Origin of the sequence: Anoxybacillus thermarum (assembly GCF_000836725.1) — a bacterium.
Lineage (GTDB): Bacteria > Bacillota > Bacilli > Bacillales > Anoxybacillaceae > Anoxybacillus > Anoxybacillus thermarum.
On record NZ_JXTH01000029.1, the window covers coordinates 1 to 18,829 of the forward strand.

The 18,829-nt window shown below is 43.4% G+C and carries 20 protein-coding genes and 1 pseudogene; 4 read left to right on the forward strand and 17 right to left on the reverse strand.

Translation table 11 applies throughout. The features are described 5' to 3' along the window. Both LH47_RS15215 and LH47_RS08235 read left to right on the forward strand, forming a co-directional pair. Positions 1–146, forward strand: a pseudogene (locus tag LH47_RS15215) (UPF0236 family protein); the annotation flags it as partial. A gap of 441 nt (positions 147–587) precedes the next feature. Continuing rightward, a complete protein-coding gene (locus LH47_RS08235) occupies positions 588–1,094 on the forward strand; it encodes a hypothetical protein (RefSeq protein WP_043966458.1) in 507 nt (168 codons plus the stop codon). Between the two features lie 73 nt (positions 1,095–1,167). Here LH47_RS08235 and LH47_RS08240 read toward each other — a convergent pair whose 3' ends face one another. The 9 genes from LH47_RS08240 to fadH form a co-directional block, all read right to left on the reverse strand. Continuing rightward, on the reverse strand, positions 1,168–1,833 hold the full coding sequence (locus tag LH47_RS08240) for a potassium channel family protein (protein ID WP_043966461.1): 666 nt from the start codon (positions 1,831–1,833) through the stop codon (positions 1,168–1,170). Next, positions 1,830–2,291: a TlpA disulfide reductase family protein gene (locus LH47_RS08245; RefSeq protein WP_043966509.1), complete on the reverse strand. Its 462-nt coding sequence runs from the start codon at positions 2,289–2,291 to the stop codon at positions 1,830–1,832. The genes LH47_RS08240 and LH47_RS08245 overlap by 4 nt, the downstream gene beginning before the upstream one ends. Then, positions 2,291–3,424 (reverse strand): N-acetyldiaminopimelate deacetylase, encoded by a 1,134-nt coding sequence (locus tag LH47_RS08250; protein ID WP_043966462.1) that lies wholly within the window; start codon positions 3,422–3,424, stop codon positions 2,291–2,293. Before LH47_RS08250 ends, LH47_RS08245 begins: the two co-directional genes overlap by 1 nt. 43 nt (positions 3,425–3,467) lie before the next feature. Beyond that, positions 3,468–4,175, reverse strand: a complete 708-nt coding sequence (dapD, locus tag LH47_RS08255; RefSeq protein ID WP_043966464.1) for a 2,3,4,5-tetrahydropyridine-2,6-dicarboxylate N-acetyltransferase — start codon at positions 4,173–4,175, stop codon at positions 3,468–3,470. A gap of 62 nt (positions 4,176–4,237) precedes the next feature. Continuing rightward, positions 4,238–4,696, reverse strand: a complete 459-nt coding sequence (gene cbpB / locus LH47_RS08260; protein WP_043966466.1) for a cyclic-di-AMP-binding protein CbpB — start codon at positions 4,694–4,696, stop codon at positions 4,238–4,240. Between the two features lie 68 nt (positions 4,697–4,764). Further along, positions 4,765–5,004, reverse strand: a complete 240-nt coding sequence (locus tag LH47_RS08265; RefSeq protein WP_003396622.1) for a YkuJ family protein — start codon at positions 5,002–5,004, stop codon at positions 4,765–4,767. Between the two features lie 99 nt (positions 5,005–5,103). Continuing rightward, the gene (locus LH47_RS08270; RefSeq protein WP_052585033.1) at positions 5,104–5,337 is read right to left on the reverse strand and encodes a hypothetical protein; all 234 of its coding nucleotides are present in this window, start codon (positions 5,335–5,337) and stop codon (positions 5,104–5,106) included. Positions 5,338–5,432: 95 nt separating this feature from the next. Further along, positions 5,433–6,647, reverse strand: coding sequence for an EAL domain-containing protein (locus LH47_RS08275; protein WP_043966471.1), 1,215 nt, complete (start codon positions 6,645–6,647; stop codon positions 5,433–5,435). 102 nt (positions 6,648–6,749) lie between these two features. Then, a complete protein-coding gene (fadH, locus tag LH47_RS08280) occupies positions 6,750–7,505 on the reverse strand; it encodes a 2,4-dienoyl-CoA reductase (RefSeq protein WP_043966472.1) in 756 nt (251 codons plus the stop codon). 147 nt (positions 7,506–7,652) lie between these two features. Between fadH and LH47_RS08285 the strand changes: the two genes are divergently transcribed. Then, entirely contained in the window at positions 7,653–8,501 is an 849-nt protein-coding gene (locus LH47_RS08285; RefSeq protein WP_043966474.1) for a metallophosphoesterase, read from the forward strand. Here LH47_RS08285 and crcB read toward each other — a convergent pair. The 4 genes from crcB to LH47_RS08305 are packed head-to-tail and all read right to left on the reverse strand — an operon-like array spanning position 8,496 to position 12,822. After that, the gene (gene crcB / locus LH47_RS08290) at positions 8,496–8,828 is read right to left on the reverse strand and encodes a fluoride efflux transporter CrcB (protein ID WP_043966475.1); all 333 of its coding nucleotides are present in this window, start codon (positions 8,826–8,828) and stop codon (positions 8,496–8,498) included. The two genes, LH47_RS08285 and crcB, sit on opposite strands and share 6 nt — an antisense overlap. Beyond that, positions 8,825–9,211 carry a fluoride efflux transporter FluC gene (locus LH47_RS08295; RefSeq protein WP_043966478.1) on the reverse strand — a complete coding sequence of 129 codons (387 nt, stop codon included), beginning with the start codon at positions 9,209–9,211 and terminating at the stop codon, positions 8,825–8,827. The genes crcB and LH47_RS08295 overlap by 4 nt, the downstream gene beginning before the upstream one ends. Positions 9,212–9,223: 12 nt before the next feature. Then, positions 9,224–11,308, reverse strand: a complete 2,085-nt coding sequence (locus tag LH47_RS08300; RefSeq protein ID WP_084221291.1) for an RNA degradosome polyphosphate kinase — start codon at positions 11,306–11,308, stop codon at positions 9,224–9,226. Positions 11,309–11,310: 2 nt separating this feature from the next. Further along, positions 11,311–12,822, reverse strand: a complete 1,512-nt coding sequence (locus LH47_RS08305) for a Ppx/GppA family phosphatase (RefSeq protein WP_043966482.1) — start codon at positions 12,820–12,822, stop codon at positions 11,311–11,313. A gap of 102 nt (positions 12,823–12,924) precedes the next feature. Between LH47_RS08305 and LH47_RS08310 the strand changes: the two genes are divergently transcribed. Next, positions 12,925–13,365, forward strand: coding sequence for a YkyB family protein (locus tag LH47_RS08310; protein ID WP_043966483.1), 441 nt, complete (start codon positions 12,925–12,927; stop codon positions 13,363–13,365). Between the two features lie 47 nt (positions 13,366–13,412). On the opposite strand, the gene LH47_RS08315 is transcribed toward LH47_RS08310, so the two are convergent. The 4 genes from LH47_RS08315 to LH47_RS08330 all read right to left on the reverse strand — a co-directional run bounded on the left by LH47_RS08315 (position 13,413) and on the right by LH47_RS08330 (position 18,778). Continuing rightward, positions 13,413–15,011 carry a putative bifunctional diguanylate cyclase/phosphodiesterase gene (locus tag LH47_RS08315; protein WP_043966485.1) on the reverse strand — a complete coding sequence of 533 codons (1,599 nt, stop codon included), beginning with the start codon at positions 15,009–15,011 and terminating at the stop codon, positions 13,413–13,415. A gap of 94 nt (positions 15,012–15,105) precedes the next feature. Next, a complete protein-coding gene (locus LH47_RS08320) occupies positions 15,106–16,218 on the reverse strand; it encodes a Ger(x)C family spore germination protein (RefSeq protein ID WP_084221292.1) in 1,113 nt (370 codons plus the stop codon). After that, positions 16,215–17,315, reverse strand: coding sequence for a GerAB/ArcD/ProY family transporter (locus tag LH47_RS08325; protein WP_052585035.1), 1,101 nt, complete (start codon positions 17,313–17,315; stop codon positions 16,215–16,217). The genes LH47_RS08320 and LH47_RS08325 overlap by 4 nt, the downstream gene beginning before the upstream one ends. Continuing rightward, a complete protein-coding gene (locus LH47_RS08330) occupies positions 17,312–18,778 on the reverse strand; it encodes a spore germination protein (RefSeq protein WP_043966489.1) in 1,467 nt (488 codons plus the stop codon). Before LH47_RS08330 ends, LH47_RS08325 begins: the two co-directional genes overlap by 4 nt. Positions 18,779–18,829 lie beyond the last annotated feature (51 nt).

The following is an 18,829-nucleotide window of genomic DNA, read 5'->3' on the forward strand; positions in this document are numbered from 1 at the left end:
AGTCCAAGCGGGTTGAACAGGCCAAACGGAAGGCAGGACGGTTGTGGGCAGATGTGGTGCGTCAGAATCTACCGTGTCTGCAGCGGTCATCCGGGACGCCGATCCATCAAGCGTTGTCGGCGCTTCGGGATTTTGGTTGGGTGTAAAAAAATGGAATACAATATCATCACTTCAAGATGAGGGATGAGAGTCCAAAAGCGCTTACGATATCAATTCCTGAAAATGGTTCGCTAACTAGTGATTGACAACACCCGTAGTGAACCGAAAAAATGTTCTCCACAAAGTCTTGACTGACTCTTAACAAGTATGTTCATTGACAGAATAAATTCCGTTGAATATAATGAGAATATAAATGTGGGGTGTTTTAGTTACCTACGATTGTCTTTTCGCTGCCATTAGAAATTGCGGCGGCAAAAGATCGGACGAATGATTTGAAAACTTGTCGCTCATCCGCAGGCGACTAATAAGTGGCGGACTCGAAAACTTGTCGCTCATCCGCAGGCGACTAATAAGTGGCGGACTCGAAAACTTGTCAAAAAAAGAAGCGGGGTGTCCGCTTCTTTTCCTTTGGATTGGGGTATTATGATATGTCTGAACATTTTAAAATTTATTTCATCAAAGAAGAATTTTTTTCAATCACCGACTGGACACAATACAAAGTACCTATAAAAGAGAGAAGACCTGCGTTAATTTTAGTCATTGAAAAAGAAGAATTCCCTAATGGGCTTTTTTGTATTCCAATCACAAAAGATGATGATAAAAACGGAAAGATGAAAGCATTATCGATGAAAAGACCAGATTTTATACACCCCATTAAAATAAATCGTTATGATAGTTATTTATTGATACAAAATATGTATATTATTCATAAAGAATTCATTGGACAACCATATACTTTAAATGATGTTCCTTTTGAAATTAAAAACACGAAACTGCGGGGAGAAATAATGAAAAAAGTAAAAAAAGTGGATGCACTTTTGAAACAAGGTATCATTCATTACGTACCAAGAGAAAAAGTGTTTGAAATCCAATTGAAATATCTAGAAGACAAAAGAATTCTTGAAAGGACAAATATCATAAATAACCATACCTAATGAAAAAGACGGAAATATATTCTGTCTTTCAGATTATTGTTGAAAAGAAGGTGCCCGTTTGGACACCTTCTTTTTATTCTCCAACAACTTCGCTTTCAAATCGGTCAATGTCTTGATCGGCGCCGATGACGATTAAAATATCACCTGCGTAAATGACTTCTGAGGCAAGCGGTGACACGATAATGTCGTTGTTTCGTTTAATCGCAACGATGTTAATGCCGTATTTGGCGCGAATGTCTAACTCAAGAAGCGAGTGGCCATGGAGCCGTTCATTTGCGACAATTTCAACGATGCTATGGCGATCGGACAGCTCTAAATAATCAAGCACATTGTTTGAAATCATATTGTTCGCAATTCTTTCGCCCATATCCCGCTCAGGATGAACGATATGGTCGGCACCAATTTTTTTCAACACTTTTTCGTGATAATCGTTTGTCGCCTTTACCGTAATTTTTTCGACGCCAAGCTCTTTTAAAATAAGCGTTGTTAAAATGCTCGCTTGAATGTTGTCACCGATGGCAACGATGACGTGGTCAAAGTTGCGAATGCCTAAACTTTTCAAAACGTTTTCGTCCGTTGAATCGGCAACGACGGCTTGCGACGCAATCGACGCATATTCGTTCACTTTCTCTTCGTTTACATCAATCGCAAGCACTTCCATTCCTTGCTCGCTTAACGTGCGACATACGCTGCCTCCAAAACGCCCAAGACCGATGACCGCAAATTCTTTTTTCTTCACGACATATCCCCTCTTGTTTGATATTCATCAATGACGCGGATGATTCGTTTTTCTAACATATTCATTCCGCCGCTTCCTGCTTGATAATGGCGAAATATACCGTCTGCATCAAATACGTAATACGTCGGTACGCATCGATTATCAAACGCCTCTTTTAACCGATGATCGTTGTCAATGAAAAGCGGATGCGTAATCCCATATTGTTCCGCAAGCTGTTTGACGGCTTCAACGTTTTCATCTCCGTCGCGACGCGGCATATGGATGGAGATGACGTTTAATTGTCCTTCATAGCGATCGCGAAATTCGTTCACTTGTTTGATTCCGTCTTTACAAAGATGGCAGCTAACCGCCCAAAAATGAATGAGCGTCGGTTTGCCGATGAGCTGTTCGCGAGTGACGTTTCCGTTTAGTACGACTGTTGCTCCGTCTAATAATGGCATAGGCTCTCGTAATTTCATCATTCTTCTTCCTTTACTTTATGATTTCCTTTCCATGCGATATAGCGAGTCAAAAGTTCAATGGCCACACCGATCGCTTCTTCGTTCGGATTTAACTTCGCATGATGCAAACCGAACGGAGATTGCACGCCGAGCCAAAACATAAAGCCGGGAATGCGCGCGAGCATGTAGCCGAAATCTTCGCCCGTCATCGCTTCTTGGCAACGAACGAGCCGAACGTCTGTTTTTTGTTCCACAAATTGCATAAATTCATTCGTTAACGCCTCATCGTTATACACTTGGTAATACATCGAACCGTAATCCATATGCGCTTCGCAATCGTAAGCGACTTCGATGCCGCGCACGATCGCTTCAATGCGCCCTTTTACTTTTTCCATCGCTTTCGGCGATAACGTGCGAATCGTCCCTTCTAGTCTTGCCCGCTCGGCAATGACGTTTTGTACGTTGCCGCTCGTCAGTTTGCCAATCGTAATGACCGCGCTATCAAGCGGATTGACGTTGCGGGAGACGATCGTTTGCAGCTGCATAATGAGGGCGCTTGCGGCAACGACCATATCTTTCGTTTCATGAGGAAAGGCGGCATGTCCTCCTTTGCCGATTAAATCAATAAAAAGCTCGGACGTATTCGCAAATAATAACCCTTCTTTTGTCGCAATCGTTCCGACCGGATATTCCGGAGCGATATGCAAAGCGAGCACCATATCGGGCATCCATTGTTTCATTTCATCGCTTTCAAGCATCGGAAGCGCCCCACCCGGTCCTTCTTCCGCTGGTTGAAAAATAAAAAGCATGTCGTCGTCAATCGGATGATGGACGACGTGGGTGAGCACACCAAGCGCAATCGCCATATGCATATCGTGTCCACATGCATGCATGCGTCCTTCATGCGTCGAGCGAAACGGCACGTCTGTTTGTTCGTCAATCGGCAATCCGTCCATATCCGTCCGATAACCGATCGTTTTCGTCGGCGCCATGCCGAGAACACGCACGAAAATGCCTGTGCGCCATGTTTTGATTTGCAACCGTTCTTGTGGGAGACTAGCTAAATAATCTAATATATATCGTTGTGTTTTCCACTCTTGAAAGCCGAGCTCAGGAATTTGATGCAAATCGCGGCGAATGTTTATAAACATTTCGATCCCTCCTTTTGAAAAAAGCGTGGAATGGATCCACGCTTTACAGTTGGCGAAGTTCTTGTTTAATTTCTACTTTTGCTTTTGTTTTTTCGTCAATTTGTTTAATGACGCGCGCAGGAACGCCTGCAACAACGGTGTATGGAGGCACATCTTCTGTCACGATCGCACCTGCGGCAACGACGGCACCTTTTCCAACCGTCACTCCTTCTAAAATGACGGCGTTTGCTCCGATCATTACATCATCTTCCACAATGACCGGTTTAGCTGACGGTGGCTCGATGACACCAGCAAGTACAGCACCCGCACCAACGTGGCAGTTTTTCCCGACTGTCGCACGTCCGCCAAGCACAGCGTTCATATCGATCATCGTTCCTTCGCCAACAACGGCGCCGATGTTAATGACCGCTCCCATCATAATGACGGCATTATCTCCAATTTGCACTTGATCGCGAATGATCGCTCCCGGCTCGATGCGCGCTTTTATATGTTTTAAATCAAGAAGAGGAATCGCAGAATTGCGACGGTCGTTTTCCACGACGTAATCTTCAATTTTATGTTTGTTCGCTTCAAGCGCTGTTTCAATGTCCGTCCATTCGCCAAATACGACGCCTGTCTGACCTGTAATAAATGTTTTCGCGCTCGGGCCAAAATCGATGTCAGCCACGTCTCCTTTTATGTATACTTTCACAGGTGTTTTCTTTTTGCTGTTTTGAATAAAGGAAATAATTTCATTTGCATCCATCATCATCGCAACTTCCTCCTTATCATTTTATTTTTTTACTTTAACAAATGATATAAACGGTGACAAGCCTATTGTCGCTTTTCGTACATCGAGCGGTTGAACCGCTTTAATATTTCACGGCGCGTAACGATGCCTACAAAATAACCGTCATCATTTTCTACGCATAAAAATGGATGATCAATAAGCAACTTCAACGCTTTTAAAAATGAATCGTTTACATGTAGGCGCGGCATGTTGCGCTGCATCACTTGTTCCACTTTCATCGTGTCCAACCGTTCGAACTCGATCCGCTCAATGCCTAAAATGGCATCCATAATCATCGTCATACTAATGAGCCCTTGCAGTTTATACGTCATATCTAATACCGGGATAGCTGAATATCCTGTGCGCGTTAAGACGAGTAACGCGTGTTGTAAATGATTCCCCACTTGCACGTGCGCCACTTTATCGGACGGAATCATTAGTTCAGTCAGCGATGGTTGTTGCATCATCATTCCGCCTTTCACAATATAATCCCCATCTGTCATTGTATCATGTTCGTTTCGATATGGAAAAGCGAGAAGTGCAATAAAAAAGCCTTCACCTATGTGAAGACTTAATTCAACAAATCAAAAATTTCAATGGCGATCATATCAATATTGTCGAACTGATACGATTTCGGCTTCTCGCCTTTTTCGTACACTTCTAATACGAACGTGTTCGTTTTTTCATAATATGTCACGCTACATTTTTTTTCACCATTGACTTCAAAGTTGCGTTGTGGCGCTTCGTTCGTTCCTGTTTTTTGTTCTTGTAAGCTAATTAACCGTTGGATAATGCCTAATAATTGCGACATGACATTCATTCCTTTCCGATGCGTATTTCAACGACTATTCACTACTGTACCAATATTCGCGGAAAAAGTAAACAAAAACGAAAGCCCACAAAAGCGGGCTTACGTTTGAAAGGCGACGTATGCGATATACCCGAGCAAAAGGGCGACAAACACGATGTATGCAATAAAAACCGGATTGCGCACATACGGATGAGCGGCCACTTTTTCACCGACAGGCGTATCGTATTCGCCTTGTACTTTTTGTCGCTTTCCCACTTGATACGTGTAAACAAGTCCCCCAACTAATACCCCGCTAGCAACAAGTAAAAGCATCCAAGAAAATGTATCCATCATCCCCCACCTCTCTAGGAAACGGTGCGCAAACATCGCCTTGTCGCTGCACAACGTTTGCGCCTTACGCTTACTTTTCCACCGCGAACGATGTTTTATTACAAATGGGCGTTATGTTCAAACAAATATTCATACGTTAAATCGATAAACAAATAATGATGTTCATCAATCGGATACGAGTATGTGCGAATCGTTTCACCTGTTTCAATGTCGCTGTACAAATCAGATAAAATGCCTCGTTTTCGGGAGCGCATGCGAATAATATTTTCTAAAAAATACGGACGCCAGCTCCAATTTTTCATTTCGTATTGCGGCTGTAGCTCCCACGTTTCGCCTCGTTTAAATATGTTCGCGGATTGTTGGAATCCGTCTTCATCGCATACGTAAATGCGAAAACTACAATCGCTCAAATGTTTAGCTAAGACGGAAATGAGTTCGTTAAACGATGAGACTTTTTTATATTTGGCGACGAGCTCGGATACGCGCGCTTGAAATTGTTCGGAAATATCGTATAACGTTTGCAGTTTCTTTTTTTCATGTTGAATGAACGTATGAAACTGATTGCGCAGCCTTTCTTTTAATAAATGTGGCGGAAGAAATGACGGTGACGGTTCGTGCAAATAATAGCCTTGATAATATCGGCCGCCGTTTCGCCACGCATATTGAAGTTGAAAGGCGTTTTCTATCCCTTCATATAGGAGGGTAGCTCCAATTTTTCGCGCTAAAAGCGAAATGGAATAAAGCACATCATCGTACGATACGATCGTCGCAGACGTGCGCAACGCACGCAAATCAATTTTTAATAAATCGGGTGCCAACAACCGAATGCGATCTAAGTTGCTGCTTTCTTTCCCAATGTTATCAACCGCAATTTGAATGCCGTATGTACGCAAATACGTCAATACGTGCCCAAGCTGTTGAATGTCGCCTTTAAAATGATGCTCGGTTATTTCAAGGACGACTCGGTTTAATTGTAAACCTTTTTCTTTATATTGAAGAAGAAGTTGCAAAAACGATTCTCCCCGATCGATCATTAGCACGTTCGCATCGCGATTAATGGAAATGAGCGATGCAGGCTGCTCTTGAACAAACTGTTCGAGCGCTTTTGTCGTTACCGCCACGTCGACTTCCATCCGAAACTCCTCCGGAACCGTTTCGTCGTGAAAAAATGAGCCGAGGCTCATTACTTCATCTCCTTGTTGAAAGCGCCCAAGCACTTCATATCCGACGATGCATTGCTCGTCGGCGCTAAAAATCGGTTGGTAATACGGAACGACTTGATCGATGTGTGTTAAAATGTCTAGCGCATCCAAAACGACGCTTCCTCCCCGCTTTTTTCACTCATTATATCATAAGAAACGCGCCCGTTCATCGTACATCATTCCACTAAAAAAGCGACGTCAGCAAACGTCGCTTTAAAACGGATGTTGATTAAGCCATTGACCGCCGTCGACCGTAATGCACTCGCCATTAATGTACGAAGCCGCATCAGAAAGTAAAAACGACGCGACTGCTGCAATTTCTTCTGGCGTCCCGAAGCGACCGAGCGGCACGCTATCTTTCACACGTTTTTCCATCTCTTCTGATAAAATAAGCTTTTCTGCCCCGCCTGTTCGCTCAATCGGACCGGGAGCGATCGCGTTGACGCGAAAGCCGTATTTTTTTCCCCACTCGACCGCTAACGTGCGCGTCATCGTTAGCACGCCTGCTTTGGCGCACGCCGAATGAATGACACCTGCTCCTGCTCCCCAAGCATATGTAGCAACGATGTTAATGATCGATCCTTTTTGTCCTTTTTCAATCCAATAGTTTCCGACTTCTCGACTACAATAAAACGTTCCGTTCAAAACGATGTCGATGACGCTATTCCAGCCGTTGATCGACAGCTTTTCTGCCGGACAAATAAAGTTGCCTGCGGCGTTATTAATGAGCGCATCAATTTTCCCAAAACGCTCATCCGTTTCTTTCACCATCGCAGCAACTAATTCCGGTTGGCGCACGTCCATAACGATTGGTAAAACGCTCCCACCGATGTCAGCTGCCGCTTCTTCAAGCGCTTCCTTTCTTCTTCCGGTAATGACGACATGCGCTCCTTCATCCGCAAAACGCTTCGCCATATATTTTCCCATGCCACTTGAACCGCCTGTCACAATCACGACTTTCCCCTTCATCTTCTCATCCCCTTTTATGAATGGTTATTCATTCATTTTCATTATACTATATATTTAGAAAATTTTTAATATTTTTCTTGCTGTTTTTATCAACTTTTTTCTTTTATAATGAATGAAGAACATTTTCGCGTGGTAAGGTTTGAAAATATGAAACGACGAGATTTTTTACAAACGTTTTTTTCTTTATTCGTCAAAGGAGCGTTGCTTTCCACGGCGGGATATATGTATGCAAAATATATTGAGCCGAGGCAGTTGACGGTCCGGCGTTACGAGCTCGTGCATCCGCTTATTCCAAAAAGCTTTGATGGCTGTCGGCTTCTTCAATTTAGCGACGTGCATTTAGGATATCATTATACTGTTGACCATTTTCAACGCGTCGTGAAGCGAATGAACGACCTCGATCCGCATCTCATTTGTTTTACAGGCGATTTGCTTGATGAACCGAACAAATATGAGCATGTCGATGCGATTGCATCGTTATTGGCAACGCTTCATGCTCCGCTTGGGAAGTACTGTATTTATGGAAACCACGACCACGGTGGATACGGAACAAATATATATAAAGAAATGATGGAGAACGCTGGATTTCGTCTCCTTGTGAACGAATGGGTACGTGTTCGCCAAGGGAACGAACAAATTGTCATTGCAGGGTTGGACGATTTCATGCTCGGTCAGCCGAATTTCGCAAAGACGGTAAAACAGCTGCCGAAAGAAACGTATACGATTGCTCTTATTCATGAGCCTGATCTTGTCACACAAGCGAGCGTCTATCCATTTCACCTTCAGCTGTCTGGTCATAGCCACGGGGGACAAATTCAACTGCCGTGGATTGGACCGCTCGTCACCCCTCCGCTAGCGAAACAATATGTCGAAGGGTTTTACGACGTGCAGCAACTCACCTTATACGTCAATCGCGGTCTTGGAACGACGCGCATGCCGTTCCGCTTTTTAACCCCACCGGAATTAACGTTGTTTACGTTAAAAGCCGGGTTATAACATAAACCCGGCTTGAAACATACATATGCTTCCGATGAGCGAGGCAACGATGTAAAGAGATGCTTCTTTATAATGTTTTCGCAACAATAGCTGCAACGCTTCGACGCTAAATGTCGAAAACGTCGTAAACGCTCCGAAAAAGCCAACCGTTACCCCGACCGCTTGCACGTCGTGTGCGAGCACAACGCCAAGCCCGAACGAACCGAGCCAATTAATGAACAAAATGGAAAGCGGCAAAGATGATTTTTTCGTCCAGCGCAACAGCCATATGCCAAGCTGATAGCGGCACCACGCTCCAAACGCTCCGCCAAGCGCAACGGGAATCATGACGCCTCACCTACTTTTTTCACGCCCATTCGCTCCCCAGCATACATACCCGCATAACAAAGGAGCAATCCACCAACAAAAGATGTGAAGACATATACATTCGCAAGTCCAACATGTTCGTGCCATAACGCCATCGTCTCTTTACTAAACGTTGACATCGTCGTCAATCCGCCGCAAAACCCTGTTCCGATGCCGAGACGCAACCATTCCGCCATCTTTCTCTTTCCGACGTAAGACGTCATCGCCCCAAGCAAAAACGAACCGACATAATTGACGAGCAACGTTCCCCACGGAAATGAAAGAAACGGGAATACGACCGCTACACCGTATCGACATAACGCCCCTAGCGCTCCGCCAAGGGCAACCGCTCCGCTTTCTTTCATGTCATCATCTCCTTATTCTTCATCGTCTGCCACATCGTATGCCATTTGAAATAAAATCATTTGGCTATCTACTTCTTCTTCTCCTTCTGCTCGCTTCACGTAATCGTATTCTCCCTCTTCGTTTTGCTCGCGCGCTTTTACATTATCAGAAAGCAAAATGTGCAATACGTCAATGAGCCGCTGTTTTAATTCTTTGTTAAAAATCGGAAATAAAATTTCAATGCGGCGGTCCATATTGCGCGTCATCCAATCGGCAGATGACAAAAAGACGCGCGCTTGCCCATGGTGGTGAAAATAATATACGCGGCTATGCTCTAAAAAGCGACCGACGATGCTGCGGACGCGAATGTTTTCACTTACTCCTTTCATTTGCGGGCGCAAACAACAAATGCCGCGCACAATTAAATCAATTTGCACCCCTGCTTGAGACGCTTCGTATAGCTTCATGATGAGCTGTTTGTCCGTTAATGAGTTCATTTTCGCAATGATGCGCCCATCGCCATATTGTTTATGATAGCGAATTTCTTCGTCAATGAGCTGCAAAAATTGTTGACGTAAATCAAACGGGGCGACGACTAAATGGTGAAATTCCGGTTTTTCCATATAGCCGCTTAAATAATTAAAAAAGTTTGTCGCATCTTCACCAAACTGTTCATTCGCCGTAATCAAACCGAAATCAGTGTACACTTTGGCAGTCGCATCGTTATAATTGCCTGTTCCTAAATGGACGAACCGCTCAATTTTCCCATGTTTTTGGCGTACAATTAACGTAATTTTACTATGCGTTTTTAAATGCGTCATGCCATAAATGACGTGGCATCCTGCTTTTTCAAGCTCTTTCGCCCATTGCACGTTATTTTCTTCATCAAACCGCGCTTTCAATTCAACGAGAACGGTTACTTGTTTGCCGTTTTCCGCCGCCCGTTTTAACGCTTCAATAATCGGAGAGTCTCCGCTGACGCGATAAAGTGTTTGCTTGATCGCTAACACGTCCGAATCGTCTGCGGCATCGGAAATAAAGTCAATGACCGGCTCAAACGATTCATATGGATGGTGAAACAATAAATCGCGCTCTTTCGCTTTTTCAAATATATCTTCATCGTCATCTAAATCTTTTGGGGGCTGCGGAATGAGCGTTTGAAAAACGAGATGTTCTTTATATTTCGCCACTTCATGATAAAACGAAAAGAAAAACGTTAAATCGATCGGTCCGTCAATTTGATACACATCTTTGTCATGAATTTCTAACTCATCTAATAAATAATCGAGCACCCATTCGTCAAACCCTTTTTTGCTCATTTCAAGCCGGACCGCTGCGCCCCATTTTCTCTTTTTTAACTCTTTTTCAATTTCTTTTAATAAATCGCGCGCCCCTTCTTCGTGAATCGTTAAATCGGCGTTGCGCGTAATGCGAAATTGCGTCACAGACGAAACGGTGTATCCTTTAAATAACGTATGAATAAACGTCGTAATGACATCTTCTAACAGCGCATAAGCGTGCATATCGTTGTTTGCCGGCAATGGAATGAAGCGATTTAATACCGCCGGCACTTGCACGATCGCTAATTTTTTCCGTTCATCTTCATCTTCCTCATCGTCAAGTACGATCGCTAAATTTAAACTTTTGTTCAACAACATCGGAAACGGACGATACGCATCGACAGCCATCGGCGTTAGCACCGGAAAAATATTTTTCATAAAATACGACTGTAAATATGTCGTTTGTTCGTCGCTCCACTCGTGTGGAGCAAGCAAATATACTCCTTCTTTGTTTAACATCGGCAACAGCGTTTCATTGTACATGTCGTACTGCCACTTCACAAGCGTATGCGTTTTTTTTGCAATTTTTTTCAACTGTTCTTTCGGCGTCAATCCCGCTTTATTTTCCGGCTTATTAAATCCCGCTTTCACTTGATCTTTTAACCCAGCGACGCGCACCATAAAAAACTCATCTAAATTCGAGCTGAAAATCGCTAAAAATTTCAGCCGTTCCAATAGCGGATTGCGCTCGTCCATCGCTTCTTGCAAGACGCGCTCGTTAAAAGCTAGCCAACTTAATTCGCGGTTATTGTAATAACGCGGGTGGCTTAAATCCATGTTCATCCCTCCAAATGAAACTGTAATTGAATCGGACGTTTCAACATTTTTTCGACATGCTTTTTATGTTTTTCCGCTTGATATTCTTCCGCTTTAAACGATTGATTGCAAAAAAGATGCACGATGACGGTTTGATCTTGAAGCTCAAGCTCCACGCGTTCAACGATGTTTCGCTTCGTATCGTTTAAACTGTAAGCAAATTTTAATAGCGCCCCAAGAAAACGAAGCTTTTTTTGTTCTGCTCGGGTAAACCATGCATGAAACGGCTGAATGTATTGTTTAAACAACGTCTTATTTTTAAACGAAGCGACAAGCGCAAGCTGCACACGATCGCGATGGCTTAATCCTTCAATTGTTCGATTCGCCAAAAGATAAAACGTATGTTGGCTGCTCGCTTCTTCGTCGACATATTGCCCTAAATAAAACACGTGAGCGGCGCGCTTTAATAAGACGAGATCTTCTCCCGTTAGCGGAAAAAGCGAAAGCGTGCGCATTTGTTCAAACAGTTGAATGACAAGTTTTAATACGTGCTGCACGTGGCTTGTATTTACTTCGTAATCTTGGGCTAGTTCAAAAAAACTTTCATCTAATACGCTGGGAAAGACGATCGGCCCAAACTGTTCGTAAAAAATGCCGTCGCGCAATCCTTTTCGGCTTAAAATAAACATTGTCGCATCAACTGTTTCGTATAACGTTTGAAACACTTCGACCGCTGGAATAATTAAATCCGCTCGATCTTTCGATAATGATTCGACTTTTTGCAGCTGTTCAAACGTCAACGAACGCAAATATTTTTTTACTTGTACAATGTCGTCGCGCTTCATTTCGTATTGATGAATGCCCGCAATCGGGTAGTTTTGCAGCATTTGATGCACTTGCACGACGTTTCGGGCGCTTCCTCCGATCGCAATGATTGGCAAACGGCGTTGTTTTAGCCACGGCAGCGATTGAAATTGTTTTTCGACGTATGCGCGCAACGTTTGCAGTTCTTCATCTGTCGGCACGTTTCCTGCAACAAATTGACGTTTCAGCGATAACGCACCAAACGGGAAGCTATAATAGTCAACGAGTTCGCGGTTATGAAAATACGTCACTTCCGTACTTCCTCCGCCAATATCGACCGTAATCCCTTCATGAAACGACGTCGATTGAATGACAGCTAAAAAACCGTAGTATGCTTCTTCATATTCGGATAAAATACGAATACGAAAGTCGGTTTTTTCTGCAATAAAGCGAACGATGTCATCGCGATTGCGCGCTTGGCGAATCGTTGCTGTCGCCACACATTTTACATCGTGCAGGCGATGAAAACGCGTCACATCTTGAAATGTGAGTAGTCCATCTAAAAGGACGTGCAATCCTTCCTCCGTAAAAAAGCCATCTTCCGTTAAATAGTTGCGCAGGCGAGCTGCAATTTTTACATTTTCCCGCTCGCGCAGCCGACCGCCTTTGCTTCGTTCATAAATGACGAGGCGCATCGTATTCGAGCCGATATCAATAATGCCGTATTTCAACGTTTACCCTCCTCTATGTAAAAAACGAATTAAAAATTTTCCAAAAACATAGACGATCGTGTATAATAAAAGTATATAGAATTGAAAAGGAGTGAATGGCCAATGGAAACAGTCGAATGCACCGTGGAAAACTTATCGGTCGCTTTGTTTACGGTCAACCGTCATGCGAAAACAGCAATAAATCCTTCTTACTTGTATTTGCTGAAGAAAAAAACGATTGAAAAAATGCTCGAAGAAGGAACAGCGAAAAAAGTTGGGCTTCATTTTTCCCGAAATCCGAAGTACAGCCAACAAAAGTCGGACGTGCTTGTAGCGATCGGTCAATATTACTTCCACATACCTCCAACAAAAGAAGACTTCAAGCATTTGCCTCATCTCGGTACGTTGGACGATTCTTATCGCAACCCTGTTGCTAAAATGCCGTTGTCTCAAGCGAAACGTTTACTTCAAGCATACACAGGCATCACACCAGAAGATGTGCAACCGAAGCCGAAACGCTACGACTGGTCACGTCCGCATCGGTTCGGGAAAACATTTCGGTAAGGACAAGCTTCGAGCTTCATTATTATTTTACACAAAAGGGCGGCCTCTTAATGAGATCGCCCTTTTTCACTTTGGACTAATTGTTCAAACTGTTCAGCTGAGAGCGGTTTGCTGAAATAATAGCCTTGGGCACGGTCGCAACCTTCCCGTTTTAAAATCGCAAGTTGCTCTTCCGTTTCCACCCCTTCGGCAACGACTTTCATTTGTAAGCTGTGCGCCACTTCAATGACGGCGCGAACGATCGATAAATCGTATGAATGTTTTACCATATCTTGCACAAACGAACGGTCGATTTTAATGATGTCGATCGGCAGTTTTTTTAAATAGTTTAATGAAGAATAACCTGTCCCAAAATCGTCAACGGCAAGTTGAAGCCCTAAATTTTTTAACGATTGAAGTTGAGCAAGCACATAATCAATATGATGCATCGCCATACTTTCTGTAATTTCTAGTTTTAAGCAAAACGGATCTAAATCGTACGTGCGCAACACATGTTCAATATGTTCCACTAAATCCGCTTGCAAAAATTGTTTAATGGAAACGTTAATGCCGATTTGCACGTGTGGAAGCCCTTTTTTCCTCCACACTTTACTTTGTTCACATACTTTTCGCAACACCCAATCGCCAATCGGCTGAATTAAATTCGTTTCCTCCGCAATCGGAATAAACGTTGCCGGTGAAATCCATCCGCGCTTCGGATGATACCAGCGCAATAACGCTTCCACCGCCACAATATCGCCTGTTTCAATATCGACAATCGGTTGATAATGAAGCGTAAATTCATTTTGTTTTAACGCTTTTCGAATGCTATGTTGGATGTACAATTTTTCTTCGTTCGTCTTTTTTAATTCGCTCGTATAAAAACAATATGTATTTCCACCATTTTCTTTTGCTGTTTCTAGTGCTAAATCTGCCAATGAAACGAGCGTCGTCCAATCGGTTGCATCATGAGGAAAGACGCTCACACCAATGCTTGGCGTCACCGTCAACTCTTGATTTGTCAGTTGAAACGGAACCGAAAATAATTGAACGATTTCCTCGATGACATGACGCAGCTCGTTTCGGTCAATCGTATAAAAAGCGAGAAAAAATTGATCGCGATGTTGCCGTGCTACGATGCCGTTTTCACAGCGCCGCAATCGCTCCGCCACTTGTTTTAACAATTCGTTTCCATGTTCATAGCCGATTAAATCGTTAATAAACTTAAAGCGGTCTAAATTCAACGACAATAACGTAAACGGCTTGCTTTTATTCATTCGCTCGCGAAGCATATGTTGAAACGAATCGTACGACAAGACGCCGGTTAATGCATCCGAATCATTATCGTCTAACAAAAAGAACCCTGTCCAAATGAAATGCGAATGAAACGAATACACGTGCATATACGCATGACGTTGATCGACAATCACTTTTCCGCACCACATATCGTTTGTATGTAATGTAGAAATAGCTTCATGGGCACGGTCAATGAGCTGTTGCACGACGCCGTAGCAGCGCGATAGTTGTTTCATAAACGAATCGCTCATATATACAATCGTTCCGTCTTCGTTCGTAACAAAAAAAATCGCACATTGATCAAAATGTTGCCCAACGGCCTCCCATTTTATCAATGGAGGGTGTTGGAACAGAAACTGCTGTTCATTCATGCTGTAATCCTCGCTTTTTTATTTTCTTCCCTCCTTCTTTTATTAAACCATATGGCACAACGATTGAAAATAATTTTTCATGAAGAAACAAAAATTAGTCAATTGTTCCTGTCCGTAAAATAGATACGCTCACATCGACATCTATTTTTGCATTGTTATATAACTTGTACCATTGTTTATCCGTGAGCTGCAACCGCCGCACCGAGTGGTCGTATATTTGCCCAAAACCGATCGGGTCGGTGTTGTATGCTTTTAGCTTACTTAATAATTGCTCTATTTCTTTTTTCATTTGTTTTTCAATCGCTCGCTCAAGCACGTGTATATTCGCTTGCATAATCGGCTTTATTTTTTCAGACATCTCTAAAATTTCCGTTTGTAGCTTGACGGTGACACGAAAATGAGGCGCTGGTTTTTGACTAATGAGTTTGATTTTCCGTTTCGTCCGAATTTCGTTAAACACAATATTCACTTTTTTCCCCTTTTTCTTTATTAATAGCGGGGCGACATCATCACGTGGCACTGTAATATTTTTTAGTCCTGTGTTATACTCGGACGCAAGCATTTTAATATAAAAACTTTCATCAAGCCGCACCGTTCCAACGAACTTGTCTCCCCGAAAGAGCGCTACTTTTTCAATGATCGGTTTGCCGTCACGCAACGATAAACAAGGTAAAACCGGATCTTTGCCAACGTCGTAATAACTATGAATGAACTCGTGCAACGTGGCAGCTAATAGCGATTCACTGCGCAAATTTTTTTCAATTAATCGATATAAATACGTCCCAATGTCGGGCGTATCTTCATGCTTTTTGCTTTTTATGACTTGTTTTGCACTCGGTTCTGCAATAGCTAAATAGACGAGCGAGCCGATGTTCGCATCGCGTTGTAGCGTGTCGGTTAATCCGAAAATTCCGTCTTCCTCTGCTAGTTCTTTTCCGTATACAACGGCGCGAATTTGTCCTGAACCTAAATCGTGGCTCGTTTGCGCCTCTAAGTCTTGGCGAAGCCCTTTGCTCGTTTTATTTGTCGCTTCAATGACTTCGGACATCGACGAGCCGGTCGTTTGAAACGAAAGCATAACTGACCCCCCTTCATACATCTTCCCTTTTTTATCAAACCCTGCCGCTGTAATAATGCCTTGTCGTTCTAATACGCGCGGAGATACACAACCGCTAAGCAACAACATGACAACGATAAACCATTTCATTTTGTGCTCCCCTTTGCCCATGTTTTCATGCGCACAAAGACATATAAGAAAAACGGATAGACGAAGCTTAGCCAAAATCCATACCATCCGACTTGATCAATAAACTCGTTAATTGTCGCCCGTTTTTCAAAAATAATCGCAACTGCAAAAGATAAACACGCAAAAAGAAATAACCCATATTTTTGTTTTATACGAAAAAGCGCTTTTCCGCCACGCGTCATCGCCCACATAAACATGAGCAAATTCGGTAAAATAACGAGCAGCCAAAGCGGAATGACGATATATTCAAATCGTTCAATAAACGAAAATTTGACGATCGTAAACATCGACAACGACGCCCAAATGGTCACATCGAGCTGCTTCGGGCTAAAAAAGGCGATCGCAATGACTGTCACTGCCGCTACGAGAAACGTCGTCAACATGACGCCAATTTGGGCATAGCGATGGACGCGCTCTTTTTCTTTTACAAACGGATAAATGATATATAACACTTCAAATCCGAGCATCGTATAAGATGTTTTTAATACACCATTCATCATCTGTTTCGGCGTCGCTTCAAAAATGGGCAGCAAATGAATCCACTCCGCATATTTTAACGGCTGAAAAACGACAACAACGACCCAAATGGCCATAAAAAACGTTAAAAAACTAACGCCCGCCACGAGCCGAAATCCCCCTCCATATAGGGCATACACGGTTAAAATAACTAAAATGAGCGCTCCGCCCCAAAGCGGAAAATCAGGGTACATCCACGTTAACGCCATCTCTACATAGCCGAGTAAAATCGACGTATACGCCATTAAAAAATAAACGACAACCGCTGCGTTCGCGATCCAACCGAACACGCGCCCATAAACGAACGTATGAAGCGAAAAAATGTTGTCATGTTCCGACAATTTCAACGTTTGGCAAATGACGAAAACGACGAGATGAATCCATAGCCCACTAAGCAGCACAGCAATCCATGCATCTTGGCGCGCTTCGACGAAAATGACGCGCTGCACGCCGACGATGCCAAGACCAATTTGAGCAGTATGAACGAGAAAAAAAACGAGATAAGCGTTAATGGAAAGCCGTTCGTTTGGCGTTTTCATCATTCATCCAAATCCTTTCGTTTCATCGCTTCACGCCATGAAAAACGGCGGGAGTTTTGCGGGCGGTTCGTTTTCGGACGCTGATGATAAAATCTCACCGGCAAACGAATGAGCGCATATTTCATATCTGTAAAACGAAACGGATATATTGGCGACAAATACGGACGCCCAAGCGATGTCATTTTTAATAGATGAATAAGCAATATGCTGACGCCAATAAATATGCCAACAAGTCCCCAAAACGCCGCTAATAAAATAATCGGAAAACGTAAAATACGGATCGTTGCGCCCATCTCATAACTCGGCGCCGTAAATGAACCGAGCGCGCTCAATGCAACAATAATAATGAGCACGTTGCTCGTAAATCCGGCATCGACGGCCGCTTGCCCAAGGACGATACCGCCAACGATGCCCATCGTTTGACCGACTTTTGTCGGCAAGCGCGCCCCTGCTTCGCGCAACAGTTCAATCATAAATTCAAGAAACAGCGCTTCAATAACGGGAGGAAACGGAACGCGCGAGCGCGACTCTCCAATCGTCAAAAGCAAAGCGGACGGAATGACTTCGTAATGATACGTAATGACCGCAACATAAAGCGGTGATAAAAAGATCGAAGCAAAAATGCCGAGCATGCGTACAGCACGCAAGACGGTGCTCATCGCCCAGCGCAAATAAATATCTTCTGTCGTTTCAAAAAAACTAAAAAACGTTGTCGGACAAATAATGACCGTTGGGCTGCGATCAACGAAAATGCCGATGCGCCCTTTCAACAAACTGTACGCCAACCGATCAGGGAGTTCTGTTAATAAATATTGCGGAAAAATCGTATACGCATGGTCGTCCAACATTTGCGCTAAAACAGAACTATCAATCACTTCGTCAATATGTAGCTCTTCTAACCGTTGCTTCACCGTTTGGACGTTCGTTTCATCGGCAATATCTTCAATATAAACGACGCGCACTTCAAGCGGGTTGCGCACACCAATCATTATTTTTTCCGTCACTAATTTCGGGTCCGTTACATTTTGGCGCAAAATACGAATGTTTGTATCAATCGACTCGGTAAACGACATTTTCGGGCCAAGAACGAGCGATTCCGTTTCTGCTTTTTCAAGCGAACGTTCGACTTTTTCTGCAATGTTGACGACAAGCCCCCGCTTTTCTTTTTCGATGTAAATGCCTGCCCAGCCGTCGCGTATATATGATGCCATTTCTTTTTCTGTTTCACATATGCTCACTGCGCCAATCGGCAAACAGCGCGCCAGCTGATCAATCGATATATGTTGTTGTTCATGAATAAAGGAAAGGACGTTTTGGTGAAGATGAGCGTGATTAATTAAATTGCTTAAAAAAAGAACGTATACGTTTCTTCCTTTACATTCGATGCGGCGGCACATAAAATCTGGCGAATGGGCAAGCTGTCTCGCCACATCATCAATTCGATCTTTTTTTGTAAACCACATCATCTTGCCCCCTTTTTGTCGCGCTCCATTTTTTCCTAGTTTGCAATGACAAAC

Excerpts from the sequence above, each read along its gene's own strand:
- LH47_RS08235 (WP_043966458.1), top strand. The coding sequence starts at position 588 with ATGTCTGAACATTTTAAAATTTATTTCATCAAAGAAGAATTTTTTTCA.
- LH47_RS08245 (WP_043966509.1), bottom strand. The coding sequence starts at position 2,291 with ATGAAATTACGAGAGCCTATGCCATTATTAGACGGAGCAACAGTCGTA.
- LH47_RS08250 (WP_043966462.1), bottom strand. The coding sequence starts at position 3,424 with ATGTTTATAAACATTCGCCGCGATTTGCATCAAATTCCTGAGCTCGGC.
- dapD (WP_043966464.1), bottom strand. The coding sequence starts at position 4,175 with ATGATGATGGATGCAAATGAAATTATTTCCTTTATTCAAAACAGCAAA.
- cbpB (WP_043966466.1), bottom strand. The coding sequence starts at position 4,696 with ATGACAGATGGGGATTATATTGTGAAAGGCGGAATGATGATGCAACAA.
- LH47_RS08265 (WP_003396622.1), bottom strand. The coding sequence starts at position 5,004 with ATGTCGCAATTATTAGGCATTATCCAACGGTTAATTAGCTTACAAGAA.
- LH47_RS08270 (WP_052585033.1), bottom strand. The coding sequence starts at position 5,337 with ATGATGGATACATTTTCTTGGATGCTTTTACTTGTTGCTAGCGGGGTA.
- fadH (WP_043966472.1), bottom strand. The coding sequence starts at position 7,505 with ATGAAGGGGAAAGTCGTGATTGTGACAGGCGGTTCAAGTGGCATGGGA.
- LH47_RS08285 (WP_043966474.1), top strand. The coding sequence starts at position 7,653 with ATGAAACGACGAGATTTTTTACAAACGTTTTTTTCTTTATTCGTCAAA.
- crcB (WP_043966475.1), bottom strand. The coding sequence starts at position 8,828 with ATGATTCCCGTTGCGCTTGGCGGAGCGTTTGGAGCGTGGTGCCGCTAT.
- LH47_RS08295 (WP_043966478.1), bottom strand. The coding sequence starts at position 9,211 with ATGAAAGAAAGCGGAGCGGTTGCCCTTGGCGGAGCGCTAGGGGCGTTA.
- LH47_RS08300 (WP_084221291.1), bottom strand. The coding sequence starts at position 11,308 with ATGGATTTAAGCCACCCGCGTTATTACAATAACCGCGAATTAAGTTGG.
- LH47_RS08310 (WP_043966483.1), top strand. The coding sequence starts at position 12,925 with ATGGAAACAGTCGAATGCACCGTGGAAAACTTATCGGTCGCTTTGTTT.
- LH47_RS08315 (WP_043966485.1), bottom strand. The coding sequence starts at position 15,011 with ATGAATGAACAGCAGTTTCTGTTCCAACACCCTCCATTGATAAAATGG.
- LH47_RS08320 (WP_084221292.1), bottom strand. The coding sequence starts at position 16,218 with ATGAAATGGTTTATCGTTGTCATGTTGTTGCTTAGCGGTTGTGTATCT.
- LH47_RS08325 (WP_052585035.1), bottom strand. The coding sequence starts at position 17,315 with ATGATGAAAACGCCAAACGAACGGCTTTCCATTAACGCTTATCTCGTT.
- LH47_RS08330 (WP_043966489.1), bottom strand. The coding sequence starts at position 18,778 with ATGATGTGGTTTACAAAAAAAGATCGAATTGATGATGTGGCGAGACAG.